The following is a 26483-nucleotide window of genomic DNA, read 5'->3' on the forward strand; positions in this document are numbered from 1 at the left end:
TTACAAAACACAACTTTTTTGCAAAAGTAAGCTATTATATTGCTATTTGCGAATTATTTATGGAGATAAGAATTCAATAAAGAACTTAAGTCAAAATAATGAATTTGCTGAGGAACATTCAAAATGGGTTTTCGTATTAAGGATTCATTGGTTAGGTAATAATGTAAACCATCTTTTGTTGCAATACCTTCAATTTGATGAAATGGAAGTTTAAGATTGATTTTTCGTTTATTTCCTGACAAAAAATCATAATCTTTAAAATCGTATAAAAGATATAAAAAAGATTTTCCTTTTTTTGAATACCCGCAAAGTACAATCAGTTTTTTTGATTCTAAATATACAGCGCCTGTTACCAAACCTTCTGTATTTAAGATTTCTTTTAATTTGGCAATATATTTTCCAGGTTGGTTTGGTAAAACATAAATACTCGTTTTAGAAGAACTCCATTCTTTGGAAAATAAATAAATACTATCTTTTGATACAATAAAAGCTTCACAATCAAAATTGGTTGTATTTCCTTTCTGAGGTTTAAAATCGGTTTGGTTTGGATACGAAAATGAAATCGTATCAATAATCGAATTCTCTTCTAAAAAAGACTTTTTCTTAATTCTTAGAATCTGCAAATCGGTTCGGTTTCCCCGGTAATTATTTCCAAAATCGCCAATATATAGATGAGTGCTGTCTTGTGAAATTTCTTCCCAATCATGATTCGCTACTTTGTTGAGAATAATTTTTTTTCTAATTTTTCCTAAAGAATCTAATCCATAAATGGTTTTGTCATGATCGTCATTATGTGTCCATAATAAATGATCAAAAGCAATTAATCCTGAAGTTTCTTTAATAGAATCACTCAATCTGATCGAATGCTGTGGTTTTATTTTATATACGCTATATAAACAGCTTCCATCGTTTTTCGTTGCGTTGGGATTGTGATTTTTCGAAAGAGAATCTGTACAGCCAGAAATTTGGCCATATGTTGAGGAAACGAATAGAAAGAAAAATAAAAAAAATGTTTTCATGATATTCAAAATACAATAAACTAAAATTTTAAAAGTTATGTTTTGAAAGAAAGTTCAATTTGAAAATTTAGATTGACAATATATAAATGTAAATATTTTTTTATTAATCATAATTTTAACAGGGTAAATTTCAATTTAATATAATATCAGATTTTTAAGGTTAAAAAAGATGTTATTTGGTTCTTTATTTTTACAAAATTAGTTATCTTTAAATTAAAATAGTTGCTTTTTTGGATTGAAAGCATATGTTGTTGATACTGAGATTGGTGTAGTTATATAGGGCCTTATTCGTAGTTTTTTTTGTTAATTTTAAGTTTAATAGTTAAAAATTGTCAATACATTTGCACAAATTTTATTTTTTTTTCTAATTTTCTAAATGGGAGTTAGAATAGCGAAGCTGTACTTAAATAGTTGTGTTTTACAAAATTTTATAAGAAGAAAAATGTTAAATATTTTTTTTCTCAAATATAATTGCAAAAACATAAACATTTATGAATGTTAAAGCTGCAATTTGATCGTTATTTTGACGTTAAAGTTTAGTGTTAGATTAATCTTAAAAAAAACAAAGAAAAAAGTTGCCCGATTTATTATATAACAAATTTTTAAAAATTGCCCTTATGAAAAAAATATTTTTTGCTTTATTATTGATTACTACAATTTCACAAGCTCAATACAGAATAAGATATGATAAGCTTTTTATGGAAGCTGGAATTGGATTGGCTATGCCTTTATCAAATGTTTCACCATCTGGTGAAAACAGACCAATAGCAATAGTTCATGGTCAGGGTGCGTTACGTTATATGTTTGACGAAAATGTTGGAATCATAGGTTCTTTAAGTTATGATCAGTTTAGTCATGGAAATCAAAAGAGTGATCAAAAATTGGCTGGTTTAGAGCTTTGCTATAATTTGGGTAATGCTATTGAATTGTCAAGAAATACCGGGGGACAATTTGGATTATTGGTTCATGGTGGAGCAGAACTTGGAGTGATGTCAAGTAAATATAACAATCGTGATAATATAGCTGCTTTGGTAATTGGAGCAAGACCGTATATTGCCATAAACGAAAAAGTTTCTTTTTTTGCAGACTTAACTTATAAGTCTACTTTGCAACAAAGTATGTATTATAACGGAGATTTAGCTGGAAGAGAGCTGTCAGGTAGTCAGTTGGGGCTTACTTTTGGTTTTATGGTTGCTTTGGGACAAAATCGTTTCCATGCGGATTCAGCTTATTAATTGAATAAATAAACTATTAATCCGATTTTGATATCTGCGAAGATTGAAGTGGATTATTGAACGATTAAAAAAAAATATTTTTTTGATTTCTATGTATAATATTAATAATTTATAATACAATTTTAAAAATATTTAGATTTAGTATTCTAAAATAAAAGTTTATGAAAACAGGAATTACATTTAGTGCTTTTGATTTGCTTCATGCAGGACATATTACGATGTTGGAAGAAGCAAAACGTCAATGTGATTATTTAATTTGCGCATTGCAGACCGATCCAACCTTGGACCGGCCTGAAAAGAACAGACCTACTCAAACTGTAGTAGAACGTTATATTCAATTAAAGGGATGTAAATTTGTAGATGAAATAGTTCCCTATGCTACTGAACAGGACTTAGAAGATATTTTACGTTCTTTTAAAATTGATGTACGTATTATTGGTGATGAATACCGTGAGAAAAACTTTACTGGTCGTGAATACTGTGAATCCAAAGGAATTGAACTGTATTTTAATACCAGGGACCATCGTTTTTCAAGCAGTGGTCTAAGAAAAGTAGTAGCTGAAAAAGAAGCGTTAAAGGTAATTTAAGCAAAATGAAAAGCAGTACGAAAATTTACATTGCAGGGCATAACGGAATGGTCGGAAGTGCTATCTGGAGAACACTCGTTAATAAAGGATTTACAAATCTAATAGGAGTTTCCAGTAAAGAATTAGATCTTCGAAATCAGCAGGCTGTCCGGGATTTTATGGCTAAGGAAAATCCTGAAGTTATTATTGATGCTGCTGCCCGTGTAGGTGGAATTTTAGCTAACAATGATTATCCATATCAATTTATTATGGAGAATATGCAAATCCAGAATAATCTAATAGATTCAGCTTTACAAAATAATGTGGAGAAATTTATTTTTCTGGGGAGTTCTTGTATTTATCCAAAATTAGCACCACAACCTTTAAAGGAAGATTATTTATTAACAGATACCTTAGAGCCAACTAATGAGTGGTATGCAATTGCCAAAATTACCGGAGTAAAAACATGTCAGGCTATTAGAAATCAATTTGGAAAGGATTACGTGAGCTTGATGCCGACTAATTTGTATGGTACACATGATAATTTCGACTTAAATACATCACATGTTTTGCCGGCAATGATTCGAAAGTTTCATGAAGCCAAAGAAAACAGCCATGCACCTGTAACACTTTGGGGAAGCGGAACTCCGATGCGTGAATTTTTATTTGTAGATGATATGGCTCAGGCTGTCGTTTTTGCTTTAGAAAATAAATTACCTGACTATTTGTATAATGTAGGAACTGGAGAAGATTTAACTATTAAACATTTAGCGGAAACCATTCAACAAATTACAGGACATAAAGGAGAAATTATTTGGGATTCTACTAAGCCTGATGGAACTCCAAGGAAATTAATGGATGTTTCTAAAATGCATAATTTAGGATGGAAACATAAAATTGAGCTTCAGGAAGGAATTCAGAAAACATATAATTGGTTTTTAGAAAATAGTGATGTTTTCAAACAAGTAAAAATGTAGTTAAAAAGTTTAATTGGTTAGAAAAATCTAAATCTTTTAACCAATAATGAAACAACCAATTAAGCAGTTAATCAAATAAACAATTAGCCAGTTAACAAAAATATATATGAGCACACAAAAAGTAGCACTTGTAACAGGAATCACTGGTCAGGACGGATCATATTTAGCGGAATTATTATTAGAAAAAGGATATCAGGTACACGGAGTTAAAAGACGTGCATCTTCTTTTAATACACAACGAATTGATCATATCTATCAAGATCAACATGAGGTCCACGTTAATTTTAAGCTGCATTATGGAGATTTGACTGATTCAACTAATATTATTAGAATAATTCAGGAAGTACAGCCTGATGAGATTTATAATTTAGGAGCCATGTCTCATGTAAAGGTATCTTTTGATTCTCCCGAATATGTGGCAAATGTAGATGGATTAGGAACCTTGCGAATTTTAGAAGCGGTAAGAATACTAGGTCTAGAGAAAAAAACAAGAGTTTACCAAGCTTCAACTTCTGAGCTTTATGGAGGTTTGGCAGAAAATAAAAACGAAAAAGGGTTTTATGATGAAAACTCACCATTTTACCCGCGTTCTCCATACGGTGCTGCTAAAATTTATGGTTTTTGGATTACTAAAAATTACAGGGAAGCTTATAACATCTTTGCTTGTAACGGTATTTTGTTTAATCATGAGTCACCAAGACGTGGTGAAACTTTTGTGACGCGTAAAATTACTATGGCAACTGCCGCTATTGCAAAAGGAAAGCAAGAATGCCTGTATTTGGGTAACTTAAATTCACAAAGAGATTGGGGACATGCCAAAGATTATGTCGAAGCAATGTGGAGAATTTTGCAGCAAGACGTAGCAGAAGATTATGTGATAGCAACAGGTGTAACTACTTATATTAGAGATTTCATAATCATGGCTTTTGCAGAAGTTGGAATAGAACTGAGTTTTGAAGGCGAAAACGAAAGTGAAGTAGCTAAAATCTTAGCTTGTAACAACCCATTATATCAATTAGAAAAAGGAAAAGTAGTAGTACGTGTAGATCCGGAATATTACCGCCCTACAGAGGTAGATCTTTTAATCGGGGATCCTACAAAATCTAAAACTAAACTTGGGTGGGAACCTAAATATGATCTTGCTGCTTTAGTAAAAGAAATGGTAGCAAGCGATTTGAAATTGTTTTAAAAGACGAGTATTTAACTTCTAAATGTAAAATGAAGATTATTAAAATTTTTTATTAACGAAAAGTTATAAACTACTCATTAATTTAGAAATTATGTTATTAATCATTAGCAGTTTTGGTCTGAATTAAATGTTTGTAAAAAATATTATGAGTAAAAGAATAAGATACCAAGAGCTTGATTGTTTAAGAGGATTGGCAGCGATAGCGGTTGTGTTATTTCATTTTACATTTGGTTACGATAATGGATTGCATATTTTATCAGAAGATAAGTTTTATTTTAGATATGGGAATTTTGGGGTGTATTTATTTTTTATTATAAGTGGGTTTGTTATTTTCATGACATTAGAAAATACAGCAAAAGTAAAAGATTTTATAATATCTAGATTTTCAAGATTGTATCCAGCATATTGGGCAGCAATTTTTTTATCTGTAACCATTACATCATTATTGGCAGCACCTTTTCAAAAAGGAATTTTTACATTAAAACAGATTCTGGTTAATCTAACAATGTTCCAACATTGGTTTAAAGTTAAAGATGTTGATGGTGCATTTTGGACATTGGCAATAGAATTAGCTTTTTATTTTATCATGGCTTTAGTTTTTTTTCTAGGAAAGCAAAAGCAAATTATATTCATTTGTATATCATGGTTATTATTGTCAGTTGTATTTGCAGTTTTTGAAATACCATTAGAAAAATACATAACAGCAATTTTGATATTAAAATTTGCTCCTTTGTTTATAGCTGGAATTTTTTTTTATTTAATTAAACACAGGCCGAAAAATAAGGTTTATCATTTATTGATACTTTTTAGTTTGTTATCTGAATTGGTTGTTTTCTATCAAGTTGATTCTTCTCTAATAGAATACCTGATTATTATTTCTTTGTATGTTGTTTTTTATTTGTTTATATATAATTATCTAGGATTTTTAACCCATAAAATTTTAGTTTTTTTTGGAACAATTTCCTATTCTTTATATCTAATACATGAAAATATAGGTTATGGAGTAATATATTGGTTGAAAAAAATTAATGACAATCAGTTTTTTTATATATCTATAACTTTTTGTATAGTTTTTTTGTTAGCTGTTTTTATAACTTTTTGTATAGAAAAACCTGCAATGAGATACTTTCGAAATTACTATAATAAAAGAAAAGAAGCACATATAATCTATTAATATTGCCAATTTCATTCAATGATTAATAAGCTAACTCAACTCAAAACCCATCCTAAATTTAATAATTGGAAGCAGTGGGGAAAGTTGATAAGTATTACGGGTGGAGCCCAAGTATTAATTCAAATCATTAGTTTTGGTTGTGGTATTTTTATCATTAGAAATTTTTCAGTTGCTGAATATGCTATTTATACACTTGCTAATACAATGCTTGGTGCTATGAATATATTAGCAGATGGCGGAATTGTTTCAGGAGTAATTGCAGAAGGCGGAAAAGTTTGGCAGGATAAAGATAAATTAGGTGCAGTTATTTCTACGGGAATGAATCTAAGAAAAAGATTTGCTATTGGGAGTATTTTAATTGCTGGCACAGTGTTGATTTATTTATTAATGCATAATAATGCTAGTTGGTATTATTCCCTTTTAATATTACTGTCGTTAATTCCTGTTTTTTATGCAAATCTTTCCGATTCCTTACTCGAAGTTGCGCCTAAACTACATCAGGATATAAAGCCTTTACAAAAAAACCTGGTAATGGCGAACATAGGGAGATTATTATTGACAATTCCTTCTGTTTTTTTTATTCCTTTTACACCAATTGCAATAATTACTACTGGTATACCACGAATAATAGCAAATTTTAAGCTTAAAAAAATATCCAATAAGTTTGTTGCCTCAAACCAAAAAGAAGATGTTCAAATCAAAAAGAATATTTTACATATGGTCAGTCGTATTTTGCCAGTAGAGGTATATAATATTTTTTCAACTAATATAACCGTTTGGATTTTGTCAATTATTGGAGCAACTAGTTCTATAGCACAGGTTGGGGCGTTATTTAGAATTGGAGCGGTTTTGTCATTGTTTACTATTGTCTTTAATACTATAATAGTACCCCGATATTCAAGATTGCAGGAAGTGAAAAAAGAATTGCAAGAAAAAATGATAAAAATTCAATTACTTTTATTCAGTGTTAGCTTTGTTATTGTATTTTTTACATGGCTTTTTTCAGCTCAAATTATTTGGCTTTTAGGTAACAATTATAAAAATTTAGATTCTGAATTAGTTTTGACAGTAATTATTTTTTGCTTTAACATAATATCTACTATAATCTATACACTTTGTAGAGGTAGAGGTTGGGTAATAAGCCCTATTTTAAACATAAGCATTAATTTGTTATCAATAGTTTTGGGTGCTTTTATTTTTGACATTACAAGTTTAAAAGGAATTTTAATATTTAATATCGCTACATCAGCAGTTTTGGTAGTAATGCACGGAGGGTATTCTTATTTTAGATTGTATCAGCTAAAAGATATGAAAAACATTTATGAGTAGGACAAAATATGAATTAGATATTCAAAATAGATCTTTGTTTCGTTATTATTTAGGTATAGGAGCAAGGTTGAAAAAATATTTTTATTATTCGTATTCCAGATATGTTGCAAGAAAAAAAGGAGCAATTATTGGAGAGAATACGGTTTTGCCACTTTCATTAGCAAAAAGAGCAAATGAGAATCTTGTAATTGGGAAAAATAGTTCTATACAAACTGATTTAATAGATTTAAGGGCAAAAGTTACTATTGGCAGTAATGTAATAATTGGTTCAGGTGTTGAAATTCTTACTTGTAGTCACGCTATCGATTCACCTGATTGGGAATTTAAATCATATGGGATAACAATCGAAGATTATGTCTGGATAGCAACGCGGGCATTTATATTGCCTTCTTGTAGAAGCATTGCCTATGGTGCAGTTTGCGCTGCAGGAGCAGTAGTCGCTAAAGATGTTGAGTCAATGAATGTTATTAGTGGTAATCCTGCTATAACAATCAAAGATAGAAAACAAGTTCATACAAACTTAGTGGTCTCATCACTTTTAGGAGCAGATTTAATGATATATAAAGAAACTTTTAAGAATAGAAAAAAAATTAAATGAGAATAAATATTGCAGCTTCACATCGCTTTCATTTATTAGATTTAGCCAGAGAATTAGAATTATTAGGACATGATGTTCGTTTTTATTCCTATGTACCTACTAAGCGCGCTTTGCAATATGGTTTGAAAAAAGAGTCAAGTTTTTCTTTGCTTTTTATAATGTTGCCTTTTTTAGGTCTGGTAAAATTGTCAAAAAAAGCTTCGTGGTCGCTAAAATTGATTAATTGGGCATTAGATAGTTATTTGACATTTTTTATGAAGCCGTGTGATGTGTATATTGCTTTAGGGACAGTTTATAAAAACTCGCTTGTAAGTGCTAAGAAAAAATTTAATGCTATTACCATATTAGAATGGGGGAGCAAGCATATTGAAGAACAACAAAGAATTTTATCTCTGATTCCTAAAGTAGTGCAACAGGATAAGTATTTTATAAATCGTTCTTTGGCAGGCTATAAACTTGCCGATTATATAGCTATAGCTTCTGATCATGTTAAACAAAGCTTTATTGAACGAGGTGTCTCTGAGCAAAAGTTAATTCAAAACCCGTATGGTGTAGATTTGTCAATGTTTGCCCCTACAGAATTATCTTCTGAAAAAAATTACGATATAATCATGGTAGGGGGTTGGAGTTATCGAAAAGGATGTGATTTACTGATAGAATATTTTAAAAATTCTGAATTGACTTTTTTACACGTGGGATCTATTGTTGATTTATCATTTCCTGATTTTGATAATATGACACATGTAGATAGTGTCGATCAAAAAAAATTATTAGAGTATTATAAAAAAGCCAAAATATTTATTCTTGTGTCAAGAGAAGAAGGTTTGGCTATGGTACAATCTCAAGCATTAGCATGTGGTTTACCAATTGTTTGTACTAAAGATACCGGTGGTCGAGATCTTAGAGGTTTTTTACAAGATAAAAAATGGATTATAGAATTGCAAAATTTTACGATTCAAGACTTAGATTCAAGTATAAAAGAAGCTTTAGTCTTAGCACAAACTCAAATGGGACTTAGATCATATTCTACGAATGTAAGTGATTCTTTGAACTGGAATGCTTATGGAGGGCGTTATAATAAAAATTTGGAGAAAATTTTAAAACTAAATTAATGGATAAATTTTATAATAATTAATGAATTTTTCCAAACTTGCAAAATACAGCGTTATATTATCAACAATTCCAGCATTATATGTTAGTATTAATCATGGTAAAATAGCATTAATATCTATATTGTGTTCATATTTTCTTTTAGGAGGAATGTTAATTATTGGGAGTAAGTTAAAGATTGTAAATGAAAAAATAAACAGAAATTTTGATAGTGTCTTTTATATAAAATTATTTTTATATTATAATCTTTTAGTATTAATAAGAGGTTTATATGATGCTAAATCAGAACAAGATTGGGTAGTTATATTTTCAGCAACAATTCCTTTGTTTTTAGTAATTCATTTTTCTATTTATTTGGCGGCATATAAAACATCAATTAGTAGTCTTATTAAATCCTTTATAACTTATGGTGTAGTTCTTTCTTTTTTTATATATTTATTAGCTCCACCTTTGTCTCTTGATTTTGCAAAGTCGATATCTCCAATTTATTTAATGATATTTATGATTCCTTATGTAAATAAAAAGAATCGTATTTTTATTATTTTCTTGACACTTATGTCATTTTTTAGTGATTTTTCAAATCGTTCCAATCTTCTTAATATTTGCGTTGCTTTTATTATAACACTTACCTTTTTATGGCATAGTAAGAGTTGGATATTAAATTTAATTAAAGGAGTGAGATTTTTTTTATTAGCTTCTCCAGTTGTTTTTTTAATATTAGGATTATCTGGCATTTTTAATATTTTTTTACTTGGAGATATGATGGATACTTATAGTATTGAATATGGTGGAGGTAATAAACAAGATCTTTTAGTTGATTCTAGAACAAGTATTTATGTTGATGTATTTTCTCAACTAAAAAAAGAAGACAGTTTTATTTTTGGATTAGGAGCTTCGGGTAAAACGAAAACATCTTTATCTGATGTTTCTTATGCTGATTTTGATAAAGTATATAAAGAAGGACGTAGAAGAACAGAATCGGGTATGCTTAATTATATACAATGGGGAGGGATGATTGGAGGATTAGTTTATTTTTTACTTTTTGTCAAAGCATCATATTTGGGTATTTATAAATCTCAAAATTGGTTTTGCATAATGTTAGGAGTTTGGGTAGCTTTTAAAGGTCTCTTTTCATTTATAGAAGATGCAACTTATTTTTCAGTAAGTTCAATATTTATTTTTTTTGCGATTGGAATTTGCATGAGTAAAAGTATTCGAGTTTTAACAGATTCAGAAATAAAAATATTCTTTAACAAATTTTTAAAATTTAATTTAGGTAACAAATAACTTTTTAATGAAAATTATTAGAGTTGAGAAGTTGTATTGTTTAAAAAAAAGCACCGTATTTCAATATGAAAATAAAAGATGTATTAATTCGTGTTTTCAAAAAAGGACATAGAATCCTTTTCAATAAAAAATTTGAAAATCCAGAATGTGATATTGACAGACAGTCAGCAAATGACAAGATTTATGACCTTTTAAACAGTAAAGAGCCTTGTATGATTGCAAGATTTGGGACTACAGAATTGATTGCAATAAATAATTATCTCTGTATAACAAGTAATGAACGTTATTATAAAAAGATTTGGAATTACATTTCTGATAAAACACATTTGCCATGGTGGGATGAAAAACATTTTAAATTTATGGAGATATATTCGGGTATTTTTCCGCCAACAAAAGAAATAGCAGAACGATTTTCCAGACTTTATCTTTCAGATACACCTTCGATTGATTTATTAGGATCGTTCCAATATTATGAAAAATTTATGCCTCTGCGTTCTGATGTACAAAAAGTTCATTTAGAAACCCTATATCCTTTTTTTGTAGAAAGACCTTGGACTCGCGCCTTAAAAGGAAAAAAAGTATTGATAATTCATCCCTTTGAGGAAACTATACAGGAACAATATAAATTAAGAAATAAACTTTTTGATAATCCTGATATTCTTCCTGAATTTGAACTAATAACTTACAGAGCAATTCAGTCAGCAGCTGGTATTGAAGTACCCTATAAAGATTGGTTTGAAGCCTTAAAATATATGCAAGATGAGATAAGTGAAATTGATTTTGATATTTGTATTTTAGGTTGTGGAGCATATGGTTTACCTTTAGCAGCACATATAAAAAGAATGGGTAGAAAAGCCTTTCACATGGGTGGGGGATTACAATTACTATTTGGCATTAAAGGTAAGCGTTGGGATAGAGCAAGTTACGGATATGAATATGGAATACCTGAGTTGTTTGTTGAACCATATTGTAATTTATATAATCAATATTGGACAAAACCATTAAAAATTAACACTCCGGATAAAGCTTCAAATATTGATGGAGCGACCTATTGGTAAGATTAATGAGTACTCAATAAATTATTCAATTATGAATTTTATCAGACAAAAAGTTAAATATTTGATTCTTAAATTCAAATATTCAAACGCTTATATTGATTCAACTGCCTTTGTTTCAATGGATTCTGTTTTGGATAAGGGAGTGAAAATTTTAAAAAGAGCCAGAGTAGGAAATTGTAAAATAGGAAGATATAGTTATATAGGTATTAATTCTAATTTTTCAAATACAAACATAGGATCATTTTGTAGTATAGGACCTGATGTATTATGTGGTTTAGGTGATCATCCGATTGACTTTGTTTCTACTTATCCTGGATTTTATTCAAATCAGGCCTCTGGTTCATATTGGTTTGGGCATGTACATGATTTTAAAGAACAGCAAAATACTATTATTGAATCTGACGTTTGGATTGGGGCAAAAGTAATTATTAAAGGCGGAGTACATATTGGTATTGGCGCCATCATCGGAGCAGGTGCAGTAGTTACTAAAAACATACCTCCATATGCAATTGTTGGGGGGATTCCGGCAAAAATATTAAAATATAGATTTGATGAAAATTTAATTTCCTTATTAATTGAATCAAAATGGTGGGAAAAGAATGAGGAAACATTAAAAAATCTTAGTAGTTATTTTAACGAACCTCTCGTTTTTTTAGAAAAACTGGAAAAATTTTAGAAATAATAATAAGAAAAGTGTATCTGCTAAATTAATTTTCCATTTATGAATTTAATTAAAATATTAAAAATTCCATATTATTTTTATAGATTTTTACGTGATATTTTATTTTGTACCCTCAATATAGGACATTGGCATAAATCATGGCGTTTCCATGGTTTGCCTTTGATTCAGAAATACAAAAAATCAAGTATAAAAATAGGGACGAATTTCGTAGCATGCAGTAATCCTAAAAACAATACAATTGGTGTATTTCAAAAAGTAATCATTAAAACATGTTCACCCGAAGCAGTTATTCAAATTGGGAATCATGTTGGTATTTCAGGCGCCACTATTTCCAGTAATTCTAGAATTACGATTGGTAATAACGTTTTAATTGGGAGCGGTGTTTTAATAACAGACAGTGATGCCCATTCTATAAATCCAAAGTTTAGAAATGATAAAAGTAAGATAATGTCTTCGCCAATTGTAATAGAAGATGATGTTTTTATTGGTGCTAGATCTATTGTTTTAAAAGGAATTACAATAGGAAGAGGAGCTTTGATTGGTGCAGGTTCAGTTGTTTCTAAAGACATTGAGGCTTTTGCAATAGTTGCCGGAAATCCTGCAAAAAAAATAGGTGATGTTCGAGACGAAAAATATCAATAAAATTTATTTTCTTCAATGAGACAAATAGCAGTTCTATTAACCTGTTTCAATAGAAAACAAAAAACAATAAATTGTTTAAATCAGCTTTTTAAACTTAAAAGTGATTTAGATGTATATTTAGTTGATGACGACTCAACAGATGACACAAGTAAGGCAGTAGTAAAAGAATTTCCACAAGTAAATTTGATTAAAGGATCAGGAAATTTATTTTGGAATAAAGGAATGAATTTGGCTTGGGAACATGCAGCCAAAAAAAACTATGATTATTATATTTGGTTAAATGACGATGTTGTTATTTATGAAAATTGTTTTGATGAACTTTATTCATGTGTAGATTTGACAGAAAATAATGCAATCATATCAGGAATTATTGAGACTTCAGATAAGAAAGATATTTTATATGGAGGTTTTGATTCTAATAAGAAGCTAATTAAACCAAATGGGAGTTTAAATCCTATTAGAAATATGAATGGTAATGTAGTAATTGTACCTAAGAGAGTTTATGAAATTTTAGGTTGTCTAGACAATCATTACCATCATGATTTAGGAGATGTTGATTACGGTTTGCGTGCACAAAATAATGGTATTGGTGTTTATACAACGAGAATTCCTATCGCAAGCGGAGAAAAAAATGATATTTGTCGGGTAAGGCAAAATAACTCTAATATCTTAAAAAGATTTAAAAAGTTGTATTCTCCATTAGGAGCAAATCCTAAAATTATATTTTATTATAGAAACAAATATTTTGGTTTTGCAAATGCTGTATTCTATTTCATTTTTTTACATTTTATAAATCTTATTCCCGATAGGTTAAACAAATTGCTTTTTGGCAGTCGTTACGTTTAAATTATTAAGATAATAAATTGATACAATGAAAATCCTTCGTGTCATTTCGTCAATGCATCCCAGTAAAGGAGGTCCTTGTCAGGGGATTCGTAATGCTATACCTTATTTTCGAGAGGCAGGAATTACAAGTGAGGTGGTTTGTATGGATGATAGCGATAGTAATTATCCAGTTGTAGATGATTTTACTATTTATAAAGTAGGAAATGGTAAAACATCTTATCAATATCAGCCAAAATTATTAAAATGGTTGGAAAATAATATTCTAAATTATGATTTTGTAATTGTCCATGGGCTTTGGCAGTACCATAATTTAGCAGTTTATAAAACAATTAAATTACTGAGGAAACAAAATCAAAAAACTCCAAAAGTAATCATTATGCCTCATGGCATGTTAGATCCTTATTTTCAAAAAGCAACAGATAGAAAATGGAAGGCATTAAGGAATGAAATAGTTTGGACTTTTATAGAAAAAAAATGTATCAATAAAGCAGATGCTGTTTTTTTTACCTGCGAAGAAGAAATGCGATTAGCAGCTACCACTTTTAAAAGTTACAATCCTAAAAAAGTATTTAATGTTGGATATGGTATCCAGTTGCCTCCTGATGATGATGATTTTAGAGAAGCTTTTTATAAAAGATGTCCTGCTGTTGAAAATCAAAAATACTTGCTTTTTTTGAGTCGTATTCATGAAAAAAAAGGTGTTGATTTATTGATAAATGCCTACAATGAATTGTTTCAGGAAAATCAAGATTTACCTGATTTAGTTATAGCTGGTCCAATAATATCTGATTATGCGCAGAAAATGATACAATTGGCTTCTAAGAATCCAAAAATACATTTTCCAGGGATGTTAACCAGCAGTGCAAAATGGGGTGCTTTTTATAATTGTGAAGCTTATTTATTGCCTAGTCATCAGGAAAATTTTGGTATTGCTATTGTTGAGGCAATGGCTTGTAAAAAGCCTGTTTTAGTAACAAAAAATGTAAATATTTGGAGTGAAATTCAGGAGGGTTCAGGAGGATGGATTATAGATTTAGAAGAAAAAAACACTTTAAAAAAAGCTTTGTCGGATATAATAACTAAATCAGAAGAAAGTTTATTAACAATGGGATATAAAGCTTTTGAAACCTATCAAAATAATTTTGATGTTAAAGCTTGTGCAAATAAATTTATTGAAACCTTGAAGAGTATTTAATGGAGATTCCAAAATATATAGACACAATACCTAAGTCAGATAAGATTTACAGATTAGTCTGGCGAATTATATCATTATTTTTTTTTACTCCATTTTCACTTCCTTTTTTTAATGGCTGGAGAATTTTTTTATTAAAAATTTTTGGAGCAAAAATTGATAAAAATTGTAATATTTATGCTTCCGCTTATATTCCATCTCCAAGAAATTTAATAATGGGTGTACATTCTACATTAGCGCCTGGAGTGCAATTGCATTTTGGGAAAACAATTATAGGAAATAAAGTAACTATTTCGCAAAGGACATATTTGTGTAGTGCCACTCACGAAACGAATTCTTTAAATGTTCCTTTTGTTGCAGGAGAAATAATAATTAAAGATTTTGTATGGATTGCGGCTGAAGCATTTATAATGACCAATACAGTAATTGGTGAAGGTGCTATAGTTGGTGCCAGATCTGTTGTTGTAAAAAATGTAGAACCATGGACTATTGTTGGGGGAAATCCAGCTAAGTTTATTAAAAACAGAATATTAACGGATTGATTTTATTCGTTAGAATTTATCTATATAGTATAATTATGATTTCAATACTTATCCTCACTAAAAACGAAGAGCAAGATTTGCCTGGCTGCCTGGCATCAGTATCGTGGAGTGATGACATTCATGTTTTTGATTCTTTTAGTGATGATCAAACGGTAGCAATTGCTCAGGATGCTGGGGCGACTATTACTCAGCGTGTTTTTGATAATTGGTCAGCACATCAGAATTGGGGCTTGGCTAACATTAAATTCAAATATCCATGGGTTCTTTATATTGATGCTGACGAAAGAGTTTCAGAATCTTTATTAAATGCTATTAAAGTACTTAAGCCAAATGCTGACTCTGAATTTGTCGCATACGAACTTAGAAGAAGAGATTTTGCATGGAATGGGAAATGGCTGAAACATGCACAAATGTCTCCTTTTTATTTACGGTTGTTTCGTCCGGATAAAATGCGTTATGAAAGACTTGTAAATCCCGTTTCAATTCCTGATGGACCAACTGACAAAGTCGATGGCTTTTTAGATCATTATCCTTTTAGCAAAGGATTTAAATTTTGGATCCAACGTCATTTAAGTTATGCTGATATGGAAGCTTTAACAAGAGTCAAAGATTTAGAAAACGGCGCCGCTTTTTCTCTTAGAAAAGCTTTATTAAGTAAAGATTTTACAGAAAAAAGATACCATCAAAAAGGATTGTTTTACAAATTACCCGGACGTCCTTTAATAAAATGGTTTTATATGGTAGTAGTAAGAAGAGCATTTTTAGATGGAAGTGCCGGTTTAACTTATGCTACATTACAATCCATTTATGAGTATTTTATTGTTTTGAAAAGTAAAGAATTACTCCGTCAAAAAAAGTAAATAAAATAAGGTTTTTAAGCTAATCATAATTTATGAAAGTTTCAGTTATTACAGTTTGTTACAATCGAAAAGCTACTATTGGACAATCAATAAAGAGTGTTTTAGATCAGGATTATCCGGATGTAGAATATATAATAGTCGACGGTAATTCATCAGACGGGACAAAGGATATCATTAAATCTTATTCAGATAAAATCACCAAATATATTTCAGAATCGGATAACGGAATGTATGATGCCATTAATAAAGGATTGGGTATGGCAACAGGAGATATAGTTGGCTTAATGCATTCGGATGATGTTTTCTATGATACAACGGTAATTTCTAAAATAGTTGAGGTTTTTAAAAATAATCCAAATACCGATGCTATATATGGTAATGGTATTTATGTTACCAATGATGATGAACAGAAAATAGTAAGGAACAGGATTGGAGGAGAATATGATTATAAAAGATTGAAATCGGGCTGGTTGCCTTTGCATCCTACGGTTTATATCAAAAAAACGATTATTGATAAATACGGAAATTATAACTTAAATTTTAAAATTGCCTCTGATACGGAATTTTTATTACGTTATCTGTTTAAATATAAAATAAGTATAATTTATCTTAATACTTATATCGTAAAAATGAGAATGGGAGGTTTAAGTACGAACTATAAAAGAGTACTTGAGGTATTAAAAGAAGATTACAATATTTACAAATTCCATCAGATATCAGGTATAAAAGTTGTTTTTCAAAAAAAAATACTCGCCTTAATACAATATGTAAAAAAATAAATTTGTTATGATAAATAGTAAAAAGATTTTTTAGACTTATGAAAATTTTAGATGCATTATCCCGTCATCGTTTTTCCCGCTATTTTAAACTTTTGTTTGTAGTTTGGGATGTAATTCTATTAAATTTTTCAATTGTATTGTCATCCTGGTTACGATTTGGTAATTTAGATAAACTTTTTCTTAAAGAAGTGCAGGCAGTTTCATTTTTATCTAATTTAATTTGGATTGGATTGTTATTGCGTAATGATTCATATCGTATTGTGCGAATAGAACCATTAGAATCTATTTTGAAACGAACAACAAAAAAGTTTATATTTCATATTGCAATAATTACTTTTTTTGTGCTTTTTCTAAATTATTCGCAGATTTCCCGTCTTCGATTATTTTACTTTTATTCTATTTTTTTCTGTTTATTAATGTTCTCACGATTTTCATTAATGGAGCTTTTAAAATATATTCGGGCAAAAGGATATAATTTTAAAAATGTTATTATAATTGGTGCCAACGATGCCGGTGAACGAATTCGTAAAACGTTATCAAAAGATTTAACTTACGGTTATCGATTTTTAGGTTTTTTTGATGAAAAAATTGATCCGTTTGCTTTTATATCAGCTCCTGTATTAGGAGGGTTTGAAGATGTAGAAAAATATGTATGTACACATCAAATTGATGAAATGTATGTTGCTTTACATATTGATAATGTGAGAGTAATTAATAGTTTAATACAAATTTGTGAGCATCATATGATTCGTATTAAATTTATTCCTGATTTTCAATTGTATACTAAATCGAGTAAAGTGGAAATTTCTTTTTATGAGAACACACCCGTATTGATGTTTCGTACAGAACCATTAGAGTATACAGTCAATCGATTATTAAAAAAAACATTTGATATTGTTTTTTCTTTTTCAGTCATAATGTTAATTTTTCCATGGTTATTTCCAATAATAATGATTCTGATTAAAATGGAATCGCCAGGGCCAATTTTTTTTAAACAAGAGCGTTCAGGTCGCGATAATGAGTCTTTTTTTTGTTGGAAATTTAGAAGTATGCGGGTAAATAAGCAGGCCGATAAATTACAAGCCGGAAAAGGAGACGAACGTATTACTAAGTTTGGAGCATTTATTCGTAAAACGAGCATAGATGAGTTACCACAGTTTTTTAATGTTTTTTTGGGTGATATGTCTGTAGTAGGACCACGACCACATATGGTCAACCATACCAAACAATATACAGATTTAATTGGGAATTATTTAGTGCGCCAGTATACTAAACCGGGTATTACAGGTTGGGCTCAGGTAAACGGCTACCGTGGGGAAACTAAAGAACTTATTGATATGGAAAACAGAGTAGAATATGATATTTGGTATATAGAAAACTGGAGTATCATATTAGATATCAAAATTATCATTAAAACGGTTATTAATGTATTTAAAGGAGAAGAAAATGCATATTAATAATGTTGTTTTGTTATTAATTTTGACGGTTTAGTTTGAAAATCAAAAAATAAGAATTTGAATTAACAAATTCAATTAAAAAACAGTTATTTAAAAAGTGAATCTTTTAGCCAGCTAATGTGAAATGCCGGAAAAAACTAAAAGGATTCGTTATATTTGCTACATAAAACCACAATCCTAATGAATTTAAAAATCTTCTGTTATATAAAAAAAATAAGTGTATTTGTACTATTATTTTTGTTTTTTTCATGTGCGTCCAGAAAAGATATAGTATACTATCAAAATATTGATGGGATGAATACCCAGCAAAATGTAAATTCTTATGAAGTGAAAATCCAGCCGGATGATTTATTGATGATTATAGTTTCGGCAGAAGATCCTGAAATTGCTATTCCTTTTAATTTAACATCCGTTACAATACCTAATGCAACTAATTTACAGGCGGCTGTAGGTCAACAGACAATTCAGTCCTATTTGGTGGATAGAAATGGGAATATTGAATTTCCTGTTTTAGGAAAGCTACAGGTAGGAGGTTTAAGCAGAACAGAAGTGCTACAGTCTTTGAAAGATAAAATTGCAGTTTATATTAAAAACCCAATTATTAACCTGCGAATTATAAATTTTAAAGTCTCTTTACAGGGTGAAGTGAATATGCCGGGAACATATTCTATTGCTTCCGAAAGAGTTACACTGATTGAAGCTTTAAGTATGGCTAAAGATTTAACTATTTATGGCAAAAGAGATAATATTTTGGTTATACGTGAAATCAATGGTGCAAAATCATATAACAGAGTAGATATAACAAAGGCAGATTTTATCAATTCTCCTTTTTATTATTTAACCCAAAATGATGTGGTGTACATAGAACCTAATAAAACCAAAGTAAATGCGTCAGCAGTAGGTCCTAATACTTCTGTTATTATATCAGCGGTTTCTATTTTAATATCGCTTTCTGTTCTAATTTTTAAATAAAAATTGAATAAACAAAAGACAAATGAAAGATTTTTATAATGATGCAATAGAGGATGAAATCGAAGAAGCAAGTATTCGGGAACAATTAGATAAATATATAATTCATTGGAAGTGGTTTTTACTAAGTGCAATGCTATGTTTGATTTTTGCATTTCTATACTTACGTTACATAACTCCAAGTTATGAAGCCAGTACGACTATATTAGTTAAAGATGAGAAAAAAGGAGGAATGCTTTCGGAATTATCTGCTTTTTCAGATTTAGGATTAGCTGGTAGTGCTATAAATAATGTCGATAATGAAATTGAAATTTTAAAGTCAAGGACTTTAGTTGAATCTACAGTAAAAAAACTGAATTTAAATATTGCCCTACTAGTTGAAGGTAATGTAGTAGATCGCGATATTTATGGAGGTGGGGAATCTATAAGTGTTTATTTTCTCAATAAAACAGAATTATTTGAGGAGGCTAATGCAATTTTAAAATGTGATTTATTATCTGATGGTACTTTCAAATTAGAAAATGAAATAAAAGACGGTAGCGGAATAGAAAAACTTATTTTAACGCCTAAGGAGCAATTTAAGTTTGGTGAAAAAATACCTACCCGTTTAGGAATATTGATTATTGAAAAGACCGCATTCTATAAAAAAAATACTATTGGAGAGGATGATAAATCAATTCGAATAATAATTAGTCCGTTAGAGAATGTAACTGCAAGTTTTAGAAACAGACTGAAAGTAGAAGCTATAAGCAAAACCAGTAGTGTGGTTAGTGTGTCTATAACTGATCCTGTTCAGAAAAAAGCCGAAGATTTTCTGGATAATATGATCCAGATTTATAATGAGGATGCTGCAGAAGATAAAAATTTTATTTCTGAGAATACTTCAAAGTTTATTGCTGGTCGATTAGCATTAATAACACAAGAATTAGGCGAAGTAGAGCAAGATGTTGAAAGTTTTAAAAAAACGAATAGATTAACCGACATCGAGTCAGAAGCCAAACTTTTTATTGAAGGTTCAAATGAATATGATAAAAAAAGTGTTGAAACTGAAATTCAATTAAATGTAATTTCATCACTATTGGATTTTATGAAAAAAAGTACAAACGCTGATTTATTGCCGACTAATATTATAACAGAGGATGGTGATGCAGGTGGGTTGATTACTTCTTATAATCAGTTAGTTTTAGATCGTAACCGAATTTTAAAATCAGCTACGACTGAGAACCCTTCTGTTATTAAACTAGACCAACAAATTTCGTCATTAAAAGCAAATGTAGCTACAAGTCTAAAAAGAATGCAGTCTAATTTGCAAATTCAAAATCGGGATTTAAAAAATCAGGAAGGTATCTTGAATAATAAAATTGGTAAAATCCCAGTACAGGAACGCCAGTTCAGGGTAATTGCCAGACAACAAAAAGTAAAAGAAGAACTATATTTATATTTGTTGCAAAAACGTGAAGAAACCGCTATTTCGTTAGCAGCTACCGAACCCAATGCCCGTATAATAGATGTGGCAAAAGCAAATAAAATTCCGGTAAGTCCAAAGAAAAAAATTATTTACCTTGTTGGATTGTTAATAGGATTACTTATTCCTTTCGGGATTATTTATTTGCATGATTTATTAGATACTAAAATCAAAAGCAGATTGGATTTAGAAGGCAAAACACAAATTCCTTTTATTGGAGATGTGCCAACTTCTTTTGATACAGGTGAGTTGATAAAAACGGAAAGCAGAAGCAGTTCTGCTGAAGCTATACGAATAGTTAGAACGAATCTTGAGTTTATGCTCAATAAAGTGGAAGAAGGAATTGCTAAAACTATTTTTGTGACTTCTACTTTTCCTGCTGAAGGGAAAACATTTATTTCTGTAAATCTTGCTGCAACTTTTGCCTTGTCCGGAAAAAAAGTATTATTGATAGGAATGGATATTAGAAATCCAAAACTTGCTGAATATATGAATGTTCCCGGTTTGGGATTAACTAATTATTTATCGGCAAAAGGTACTGATATTAAGGATTATATTATTAAGCACAACGATTATGAAAATTTCTTTATATTGCCTTCAGGTGTAATTCCTCCTAATCCTGTTGAACTTTTGATGAGTAAAAAGGTAGATCAGCTTTTTGAAACAATAAAAAAAGAATATGATTATATTATTGTAGATACTGCTCCTGTAAGTATGGTGGCTGATACTTTATTAATAGCAAAATATGCTGATACATTTGTATATGTAATGCGTGCCAATGTTTTAGAGAAACGTATGTTGTCTATTGCAAATACCTTTTATAAAGAAAAGAAATTGCCTAATATGTGTATAGTTCTTAATGATACCGATTCTAATAAAGGCTATGGTTACGGCTATGGTTATGGTTACGGCTATGGAGTTAATAAAGTAGAGGAAAAACCATGGTATAAGAAATTCAAAAAAAATAATTAAAATTCAAAATATAAAGTTAGGAGCTTTTAAAAAGTTTTTCTAAAAAATAAAAAACGGTTCAAATAAAATATTTGAACCGTTTTTTTATGAAGATACTTATTGAAAATTTATGACGTTAGAATTTAAAAAAATGATTGTTACTTATGATTTCTTTTAACGAAGTCAGGGAATTCACTTTTATTTTTTGTTCAAAAGCAGCTATATGGTTATTATGGTGTACATCGCTGCCTACAAAATCATACATTCCCTTCTTTAAAAGCTGCTCTGAAATTTTGGTAATTTCTCCGCCATAATAACCTACTACAGCTAATAAGTTTAGTTGAAACAGGCAACCAGCTTTTTTTAATTTTTCGTATTCATTGAAATTTTTATGATAAAACAAATATCGCTCGGGATGTGCTAAAACAGGAATATATCCGGCAACTTGTAAATCAAACAATATTTTATATAATTGTATAGGAGCATTCATATATGACATTTCTACCAATACATAATTGTCCTTTAACGTAAGCAATTTTTCAGCTTTAAAATGCTTTTCAAACCAATCATCCATAAAATACTCTGCAGCAGCCTGAAATGGTTTTTTTATATTGCTTTCAGACAATAAAATTGTTGTTGTTTTATGATTAGCAAGAATAGCCTGAGGAGAATTATCCCAAATATAATGACTAATATGTGGGGTTGTAATAAATTGCGAAATACCAATTGTTTCAAATGCTTTTGTCAATCTGATAGTATCTGATATCGTTTTTGCACCATCATCAATTCCGGGTAATAAATGAGAATGGATATCGACATAATCGTCGGATAAAAGATCTTTTAGGTAAGGTTTGGGTTTTAAAAATGATAACATAACTACAAAAATAAAGAAAATGATAATAATATTGAATGTTTAAGGTACAAAAGAAAAATTAATTCTAAAGGTGCCTGTAAAAACGATTGTCTTTGCAATGAAGTTTAGTCGAAAATTTTTAACTTCCCCAAAATAATCTAGAAATCTTTTTATATGCAATTATCTGTTATTATTCTCAATTATAATGTGCGTTACTTTCTGGAGCAATGTGTTTTAAGTGTGCAGGAAGCACTTTTTGAAATTGAAGGAGAAATTATTGTTGTTGATAATAATTCGACAGATGATAGCTGTTTGATGATGAAAAGTAGATTTCCTGAAGTGAAACTGATTCAGAATAATGAAAATTCAGGATTTCCAAAAGGTAATAATATTGGGGTGGAGCAGGCAAAGGGAAAGTATATTTGTATTCTTAATCCTGATACGGTTGTTGCAGAAGATACATTTTCTAAAATTCTGGCTTTCGCCGAAAAACAAATAGATCTTGGTATAGCAGGTTGTAAACTTATTGACGGAACAGGAAATTTTCTTCCCGAAAGTAAACGTGGTATTCCAACTCCCTGGGTAGCTTTTACGAAGATTTTTGGACTTTATAAAATTTTTCCAAATCAGAGACTTTTTAATAAGTATTATGCACAACATCTAACAGAAAATCAAACGGGTGAAGTAGATATTTTAGTAGGTGCTTTTATGTTTATGCAACGCAAATTGTATCTGGAAGTAGGGGGTTTTGATGAAAAATGTTTTATGTATGCTGATGATATTGATTTATCATATTTAGTTTTGCAAAAACAAAAAAAGAATTATTATTTTCATGAAACTACAGTCATACATTATAAGGGAGAAAGTACAGTGAAAAATGAAAAATATATGAAACGTTTTCAGGAAGCAATGGAGTTTTTTTATCAAAAGCATTTCAGGAAATCGTTGTTTTTTTCGATTTTTATAAAAATAGGAATTATCTTTTTTTCGTTTATAAAAATGTTTCAGGGGAAACCAAAAACAAATTCATTACCGGAAAGTTATATTTTGTATTCTTCAAATATAATTTTGTTTGATAAATTGACAGCTATTTTAAAAAATAAAGTACTCTTTTTCGATTTCAAAAAAGAAAAAATGGTAAATTCGTCTCTTGTTTTAAAGGATAAAAGAGTCGAAATTATTTTGGATAATCAATATATTTCATTCAAAAAATGTATAGAAATCTTAGAAACTCTTAAAGATAAGAGCATTACTTTTAAAATTTTCCCTAAAATGACCAATTTTATTATTGGGAGTAATTCTAAAAATGAACAAGGTGAAATAATAAAAATTGAATAAAAATTATGTTTTGTGTAATTTATATCTAAAATATTCAGTAATTTCGCAATCTGAAAACCAAAATCACCTTTTAGGTTAATAATATGGCAAGATTTGAATTAAAGCTTCCAAAAATGGGAGAAAGTGTCGCTGAGGCAACTATTACAAACTGGTTGAAAGAAGTTGGGGACAAAATTGAAGCTGATGAAGCTGTACTGGAAATAGCAACTGACAAGGTTGACAGTGAAGTGCCAAGTGAAGTATCTGGAATTTTGGTTGAACAATTATTTGGAAAAGATGATTTGGTTCAGGTTGGACAAACAATTGCCATTATTGAAACAGAAAGTGATGTGTCATCATTACTGGTTGATAAGGTAACTGAAGAACCAACTATTTCTAAAGAAGTGGCTGAAATTGAAAAAACAATTGAAGTTGCAAAAGAAATAACTTCAGTTCCTCAGGATTTTTCTAATTCGGATAAATTCTTTTCTCCACTGGTAAAGAATATAGCTAAAGAAGAAGGTATTTCTGTTGCTGAATTAGAAAGTATTTCCGGTTCAGGGAAAGAAGGTCGTGTTACAAAAGAAGATATTTTAAAATACATTGAAGATCGTAAATCAAACATTGTAAAATCAACTGTTATTCCTATTCCTGAAGTAGTTGAAGCAAAAGTTCAAAAAAGCCAGCAAGCTGTTCCTGTTTCTGTAAATGGTGAAGATGAAATTGTTGAAATGGACAGGATGCGTAAACTGATTTCAGGGTATATGGTGGCTTCGGTTCAAACTTCTGCACACGTACAATCGTTTATTGAGGTTGATGTTACCAATATTGTAAAATGGAGAGACAGGATCAAAGCCGCTTTTGAAAAAAGAGAAGGTGAAAAGCTGACTTTTACGCCAATTATGATGGAAGCTGTCGCAAAAGCATTAAAAGATTTTCCGGGAATGAATATTTCTGTTGAAGGCGATTATATTATCAAAAAGAAAAATATAAATTTAGGAATGGCTGCTGCTTTACCTAATGGAAATTTAATTGTTCCCGTAATTAAAAATGCAGATCAGTTAAATCTTGTCGGAATGGCAAAAGCCGTAAACGATTTGGGTAATCGTGCAAAGGCCGGAAAATTAAAACCGGACGATACACAAGGCGGAACTTATACTGTAACGAATGTGGGTAGTTTTGGCAGTGTTTTCGGAACACCAATTATTAACCAGCCACAAGTGGGGATTTTAGCTTTAGGAGCTATTCGTAAAGTACCGGCCGTTATCGAAACACCTGAGGGTGATTTTATCGGAATTCGTCAAAAAATGTTTTTGTCGCACTCTTATGATCATAGGGTTGTAGATGGTGCTTTAGGTGGAAGTTTTGTTAAACGTGTAGCAGAATATCTTGAGGCTTTTGATGTAGACAGAGATTTCTAAAAGCATATAAAAATGTATTTCAAAACCGGCAAAATTTTAAACTTGCCGGTTTTTTGTTTTTATCGATAAATATTTAATAAAAGAATAAATTTAACAGATGATTACAGTAAATAAATTTGTGATAATTCGGCTATAAAAATTACATTTGTAACATTCAAAAACTATAAAATGGAACTCAAACTCAGTAAGCCAATCTGCTTTTTCGATTTAGAAACAACAGGTATTGATATCGGAAAAGACAGAATCGTGGAAATTTCAATATTTAAGGTTTTTCCAAACGGAAATAAAGAAAGCAAAACTTGGTTAGTGAATCCGACAATTCCTATTCCTCCTCAGACAACTGCGGTACATGGGATCACTGATGAAAAAGTGGCCAATGAACCAACTTTTGCAGTATTAGCCCCACAAGTTTATAATATGATTAAAGATAGCGATCTGGCAGGTTTTAATTCAGATCGTTTTGATATCCCGTTATTGGCTGAAGAATTGCTTCGTGCAGGTGTTGATTTTGATATGAAAAATAAAGTTTCGGTCGATGTGCAGACTATTTTTCACAAAATGGAAGAGCGTACTTTGAGTGCTGCTTTAAAATTTTATTGTGGGAAAAGCTTAGAAAATGCCCATTCAGCAGAAGCGGATACAATGGCAACTTATGATATCCTGAAAGCGCAGCTGGATCGTTATCCGGAATTAGAAAATGACATGAAATCATTGTCAGAATTTACAACCCGTAAAAAAATTGCTGATTTTGCAGGAATGATTGCTTTTGATAAAGACAACGAAGAAATTTTTACCTTCGGAAAACACAAAGGAGCAAAAGTAGAGAAAGTATTAGAATCAGAACCGGGGTATTACAGCTGGATTCAAAATGCTGATTTTCCTTTATATACCAAAAAAGTTTTAACAGCAATTAAATTAAGAAAATTAAATACAAAATAAGTTGATAGTTGTTTGTTGATAGCTTT

Annotated in this window: 25 protein-coding genes; 23 read left to right on the forward strand and 2 right to left on the reverse strand. The window is 30.1% G+C overall.

The window, feature by feature from the left end; all coding sequences use genetic code 11:
• Nucleotides 1–53 precede the first annotated feature (53 nt).
• Entirely contained in the window at nt 54–1019 is a 966-nt protein-coding gene (locus PMI10_RS06195) for a hypothetical protein (RefSeq protein ID WP_007805757.1), read from the reverse strand.
• 617 nt (nt 1020–1636) lie between these two features.
• Between PMI10_RS06195 and PMI10_RS06200 the strand changes: the two genes are divergently transcribed.
• From PMI10_RS06200 to PMI10_RS06295, 20 genes are all read left to right on the forward strand, one after another.
• Nucleotides 1637–2254 (forward strand): outer membrane beta-barrel protein, encoded by a 618-nt coding sequence (locus PMI10_RS06200; protein ID WP_007805758.1) that lies wholly within the window; start codon nt 1637–1639, stop codon nt 2252–2254.
• A 161-nt stretch (nt 2255–2415) separates the two neighbouring features.
• Nucleotides 2416–2841, forward strand: coding sequence for an adenylyltransferase/cytidyltransferase family protein (locus PMI10_RS06205; RefSeq protein WP_007805760.1), 426 nt, complete (start codon nt 2416–2418; stop codon nt 2839–2841).
• A 5-nt stretch (nt 2842–2846) separates the two neighbouring features.
• Entirely contained in the window at nt 2847–3797 is a 951-nt protein-coding gene (locus PMI10_RS06210) for a GDP-L-fucose synthase family protein (protein ID WP_007805762.1), read from the forward strand.
• Between the two features lie 106 nt (nt 3798–3903).
• Complete coding sequence (gene gmd, locus PMI10_RS06215) at nt 3904–4986, forward strand: GDP-mannose 4,6-dehydratase (protein WP_007805765.1); 1083 nt, start codon at nt 3904–3906, stop codon at nt 4984–4986.
• Nucleotides 4987–5131: 145 nt separating this feature from the next.
• Nucleotides 5132–6160 (forward strand): acyltransferase family protein, encoded by a 1029-nt coding sequence (locus PMI10_RS06220; RefSeq protein WP_007805767.1) that lies wholly within the window; start codon nt 5132–5134, stop codon nt 6158–6160.
• 18 nt (nt 6161–6178) lie between these two features.
• A complete protein-coding gene (locus PMI10_RS06225) occupies nt 6179–7489 on the forward strand; it encodes a lipopolysaccharide biosynthesis protein (RefSeq protein ID WP_007805769.1) in 1311 nt (436 codons plus the stop codon).
• Complete coding sequence (locus PMI10_RS06230; protein ID WP_007805772.1) at nt 7482–8087, forward strand: acyltransferase; 606 nt, start codon at nt 7482–7484, stop codon at nt 8085–8087. The genes PMI10_RS06225 and PMI10_RS06230 overlap by 8 nt, the downstream gene beginning before the upstream one ends.
• Nucleotides 8084–9199, forward strand: a complete 1116-nt coding sequence (locus PMI10_RS06235; RefSeq protein WP_007805774.1) for a glycosyltransferase family 4 protein — start codon at nt 8084–8086, stop codon at nt 9197–9199. The genes PMI10_RS06230 and PMI10_RS06235 overlap by 4 nt, the downstream gene beginning before the upstream one ends.
• Nucleotides 9200–9221: 22 nt before the next feature.
• Nucleotides 9222–10484, forward strand: coding sequence for a hypothetical protein (locus PMI10_RS06240; protein WP_007805777.1), 1263 nt, complete (start codon nt 9222–9224; stop codon nt 10482–10484).
• A gap of 65 nt (nt 10485–10549) precedes the next feature.
• Nucleotides 10550–11542, forward strand: coding sequence for a hypothetical protein (locus PMI10_RS06245; RefSeq protein ID WP_007805780.1), 993 nt, complete (start codon nt 10550–10552; stop codon nt 11540–11542).
• Nucleotides 11543–11573: 31 nt separating this feature from the next.
• Complete coding sequence (locus tag PMI10_RS06250; protein ID WP_007805781.1) at nt 11574–12218, forward strand: CatB-related O-acetyltransferase; 645 nt, start codon at nt 11574–11576, stop codon at nt 12216–12218.
• A 45-nt stretch (nt 12219–12263) separates the two neighbouring features.
• Nucleotides 12264–12866, forward strand: a complete 603-nt coding sequence (locus PMI10_RS22305) for an acyltransferase (RefSeq protein WP_007805784.1) — start codon at nt 12264–12266, stop codon at nt 12864–12866.
• Nucleotides 12867–12881: 15 nt separating this feature from the next.
• Nucleotides 12882–13712 (forward strand): glycosyltransferase family 2 protein, encoded by an 831-nt coding sequence (locus PMI10_RS06260; protein ID WP_007805786.1) that lies wholly within the window; start codon nt 12882–12884, stop codon nt 13710–13712.
• A 25-nt stretch (nt 13713–13737) separates the two neighbouring features.
• A complete protein-coding gene (locus tag PMI10_RS06265) occupies nt 13738–14907 on the forward strand; it encodes a glycosyltransferase (RefSeq protein WP_007805788.1) in 1170 nt (389 codons plus the stop codon).
• Nucleotides 14907–15446, forward strand: a complete 540-nt coding sequence (locus PMI10_RS06270) for an acyltransferase (RefSeq protein ID WP_007805790.1) — start codon at nt 14907–14909, stop codon at nt 15444–15446. The genes PMI10_RS06265 and PMI10_RS06270 overlap by 1 nt, the downstream gene beginning before the upstream one ends.
• A gap of 35 nt (nt 15447–15481) precedes the next feature.
• Nucleotides 15482–16306 carry a glycosyltransferase family 2 protein gene (locus PMI10_RS06275; protein ID WP_007805791.1) on the forward strand — a complete coding sequence of 275 codons (825 nt, stop codon included), beginning with the start codon at nt 15482–15484 and terminating at the stop codon, nt 16304–16306.
• A gap of 32 nt (nt 16307–16338) precedes the next feature.
• Nucleotides 16339–17085: a glycosyltransferase family 2 protein gene (locus tag PMI10_RS06280; RefSeq protein WP_007805793.1), complete on the forward strand. Its 747-nt coding sequence runs from the start codon at nt 16339–16341 to the stop codon at nt 17083–17085.
• Nucleotides 17086–17123: 38 nt separating this feature from the next.
• Nucleotides 17124–18542 (forward strand): undecaprenyl-phosphate glucose phosphotransferase, encoded by a 1419-nt coding sequence (locus PMI10_RS06285; protein ID WP_007805795.1) that lies wholly within the window; start codon nt 17124–17126, stop codon nt 18540–18542.
• A gap of 294 nt (nt 18543–18836) precedes the next feature.
• Entirely contained in the window at nt 18837–19514 is a 678-nt protein-coding gene (locus PMI10_RS06290) for a polysaccharide biosynthesis/export family protein (RefSeq protein WP_238539451.1), read from the forward strand.
• Between the two features lie 22 nt (nt 19515–19536).
• Nucleotides 19537–21948: a GumC family protein gene (locus PMI10_RS06295; RefSeq protein ID WP_007805799.1), complete on the forward strand. Its 2412-nt coding sequence runs from the start codon at nt 19537–19539 to the stop codon at nt 21946–21948.
• 115 nt (nt 21949–22063) lie between these two features.
• Here the strand turns inward: PMI10_RS06295 and PMI10_RS06300 are convergent, their stop codons facing one another.
• Nucleotides 22064–22801, reverse strand: coding sequence for a tyrosine-protein phosphatase (locus PMI10_RS06300; protein ID WP_007805802.1), 738 nt, complete (start codon nt 22799–22801; stop codon nt 22064–22066).
• Nucleotides 22802–22954: 153 nt separating this feature from the next.
• Between PMI10_RS06300 and PMI10_RS06305 the strand changes: the two genes are divergently transcribed.
• The 3 genes from PMI10_RS06305 (at nt 22955) to PMI10_RS06315 (ending at nt 26457) form a co-directional block, all read left to right on the forward strand.
• Nucleotides 22955–24118 carry a glycosyltransferase family 2 protein gene (locus PMI10_RS06305; RefSeq protein WP_007805804.1) on the forward strand — a complete coding sequence of 388 codons (1164 nt, stop codon included), beginning with the start codon at nt 22955–22957 and terminating at the stop codon, nt 24116–24118.
• Nucleotides 24119–24201: 83 nt separating this feature from the next.
• Entirely contained in the window at nt 24202–25518 is a 1317-nt protein-coding gene (locus PMI10_RS06310; RefSeq protein WP_007805806.1) for a dihydrolipoamide acetyltransferase family protein, read from the forward strand.
• Between the two features lie 168 nt (nt 25519–25686).
• Complete coding sequence (locus PMI10_RS06315) at nt 25687–26457, forward strand: 3'-5' exonuclease (protein WP_007805808.1); 771 nt, start codon at nt 25687–25689, stop codon at nt 26455–26457.
• Nucleotides 26458–26483: the final 26 nt, after the last annotated feature.

The organism is Flavobacterium sp. CF136 (genome assembly GCF_000282055.1).
In the GTDB taxonomy this organism is placed as follows: domain Bacteria; phylum Bacteroidota; class Bacteroidia; order Flavobacteriales; family Flavobacteriaceae; genus Flavobacterium.

Coding starts and splice junctions, on each gene's coding strand:
- PMI10_RS06260 (WP_007805786.1), top strand. CDS start 12,882: ATGAGACAAATAGCAGTTCTATTAACCTGTTTCAATAGAAAACAAAAA.
- PMI10_RS22305 (WP_007805784.1), top strand. CDS start 12,264: ATGAATTTAATTAAAATATTAAAAATTCCATATTATTTTTATAGATTT.
- PMI10_RS06290 (WP_238539451.1), top strand. CDS start 18,837: ATGAATACCCAGCAAAATGTAAATTCTTATGAAGTGAAAATCCAGCCG.
- PMI10_RS06270 (WP_007805790.1), top strand. CDS start 14,907: ATGGAGATTCCAAAATATATAGACACAATACCTAAGTCAGATAAGATT.
- PMI10_RS06195 (WP_007805757.1), bottom strand. CDS start 1,019: ATGAAAACATTTTTTTTATTTTTCTTTCTATTCGTTTCCTCAACATAT.
- PMI10_RS06230 (WP_007805772.1), top strand. CDS start 7,482: ATGAGTAGGACAAAATATGAATTAGATATTCAAAATAGATCTTTGTTT.
- PMI10_RS06280 (WP_007805793.1), top strand. CDS start 16,339: ATGAAAGTTTCAGTTATTACAGTTTGTTACAATCGAAAAGCTACTATT.
- PMI10_RS06250 (WP_007805781.1), top strand. CDS start 11,574: ATGAATTTTATCAGACAAAAAGTTAAATATTTGATTCTTAAATTCAAA.
- PMI10_RS06200 (WP_007805758.1), top strand. CDS start 1,637: ATGAAAAAAATATTTTTTGCTTTATTATTGATTACTACAATTTCACAA.
- PMI10_RS06205 (WP_007805760.1), top strand. CDS start 2,416: ATGAAAACAGGAATTACATTTAGTGCTTTTGATTTGCTTCATGCAGGA.
- PMI10_RS06240 (WP_007805777.1), top strand. CDS start 9,222: ATGAATTTTTCCAAACTTGCAAAATACAGCGTTATATTATCAACAATT.
- PMI10_RS06220 (WP_007805767.1), top strand. CDS start 5,132: ATGAGTAAAAGAATAAGATACCAAGAGCTTGATTGTTTAAGAGGATTG.
- PMI10_RS06235 (WP_007805774.1), top strand. CDS start 8,084: ATGAGAATAAATATTGCAGCTTCACATCGCTTTCATTTATTAGATTTA.
- PMI10_RS06285 (WP_007805795.1), top strand. CDS start 17,124: ATGAAAATTTTAGATGCATTATCCCGTCATCGTTTTTCCCGCTATTTT.
- PMI10_RS06305 (WP_007805804.1), top strand. CDS start 22,955: ATGCAATTATCTGTTATTATTCTCAATTATAATGTGCGTTACTTTCTG.
- PMI10_RS06315 (WP_007805808.1), top strand. CDS start 25,687: ATGGAACTCAAACTCAGTAAGCCAATCTGCTTTTTCGATTTAGAAACA.
- PMI10_RS06310 (WP_007805806.1), top strand. CDS start 24,202: ATGGCAAGATTTGAATTAAAGCTTCCAAAAATGGGAGAAAGTGTCGCT.
- gmd (WP_007805765.1), top strand. CDS start 3,904: ATGAGCACACAAAAAGTAGCACTTGTAACAGGAATCACTGGTCAGGAC.
- PMI10_RS06275 (WP_007805791.1), top strand. CDS start 15,482: ATGATTTCAATACTTATCCTCACTAAAAACGAAGAGCAAGATTTGCCT.
- PMI10_RS06295 (WP_007805799.1), top strand. CDS start 19,537: ATGAAAGATTTTTATAATGATGCAATAGAGGATGAAATCGAAGAAGCA.
- PMI10_RS06300 (WP_007805802.1), bottom strand. CDS start 22,801: ATGTTATCATTTTTAAAACCCAAACCTTACCTAAAAGATCTTTTATCC.
- PMI10_RS06210 (WP_007805762.1), top strand. CDS start 2,847: ATGAAAAGCAGTACGAAAATTTACATTGCAGGGCATAACGGAATGGTC.
- PMI10_RS06265 (WP_007805788.1), top strand. CDS start 13,738: ATGAAAATCCTTCGTGTCATTTCGTCAATGCATCCCAGTAAAGGAGGT.
- PMI10_RS06225 (WP_007805769.1), top strand. CDS start 6,179: ATGATTAATAAGCTAACTCAACTCAAAACCCATCCTAAATTTAATAAT.
- PMI10_RS06245 (WP_007805780.1), top strand. CDS start 10,550: ATGAAAATAAAAGATGTATTAATTCGTGTTTTCAAAAAAGGACATAGA.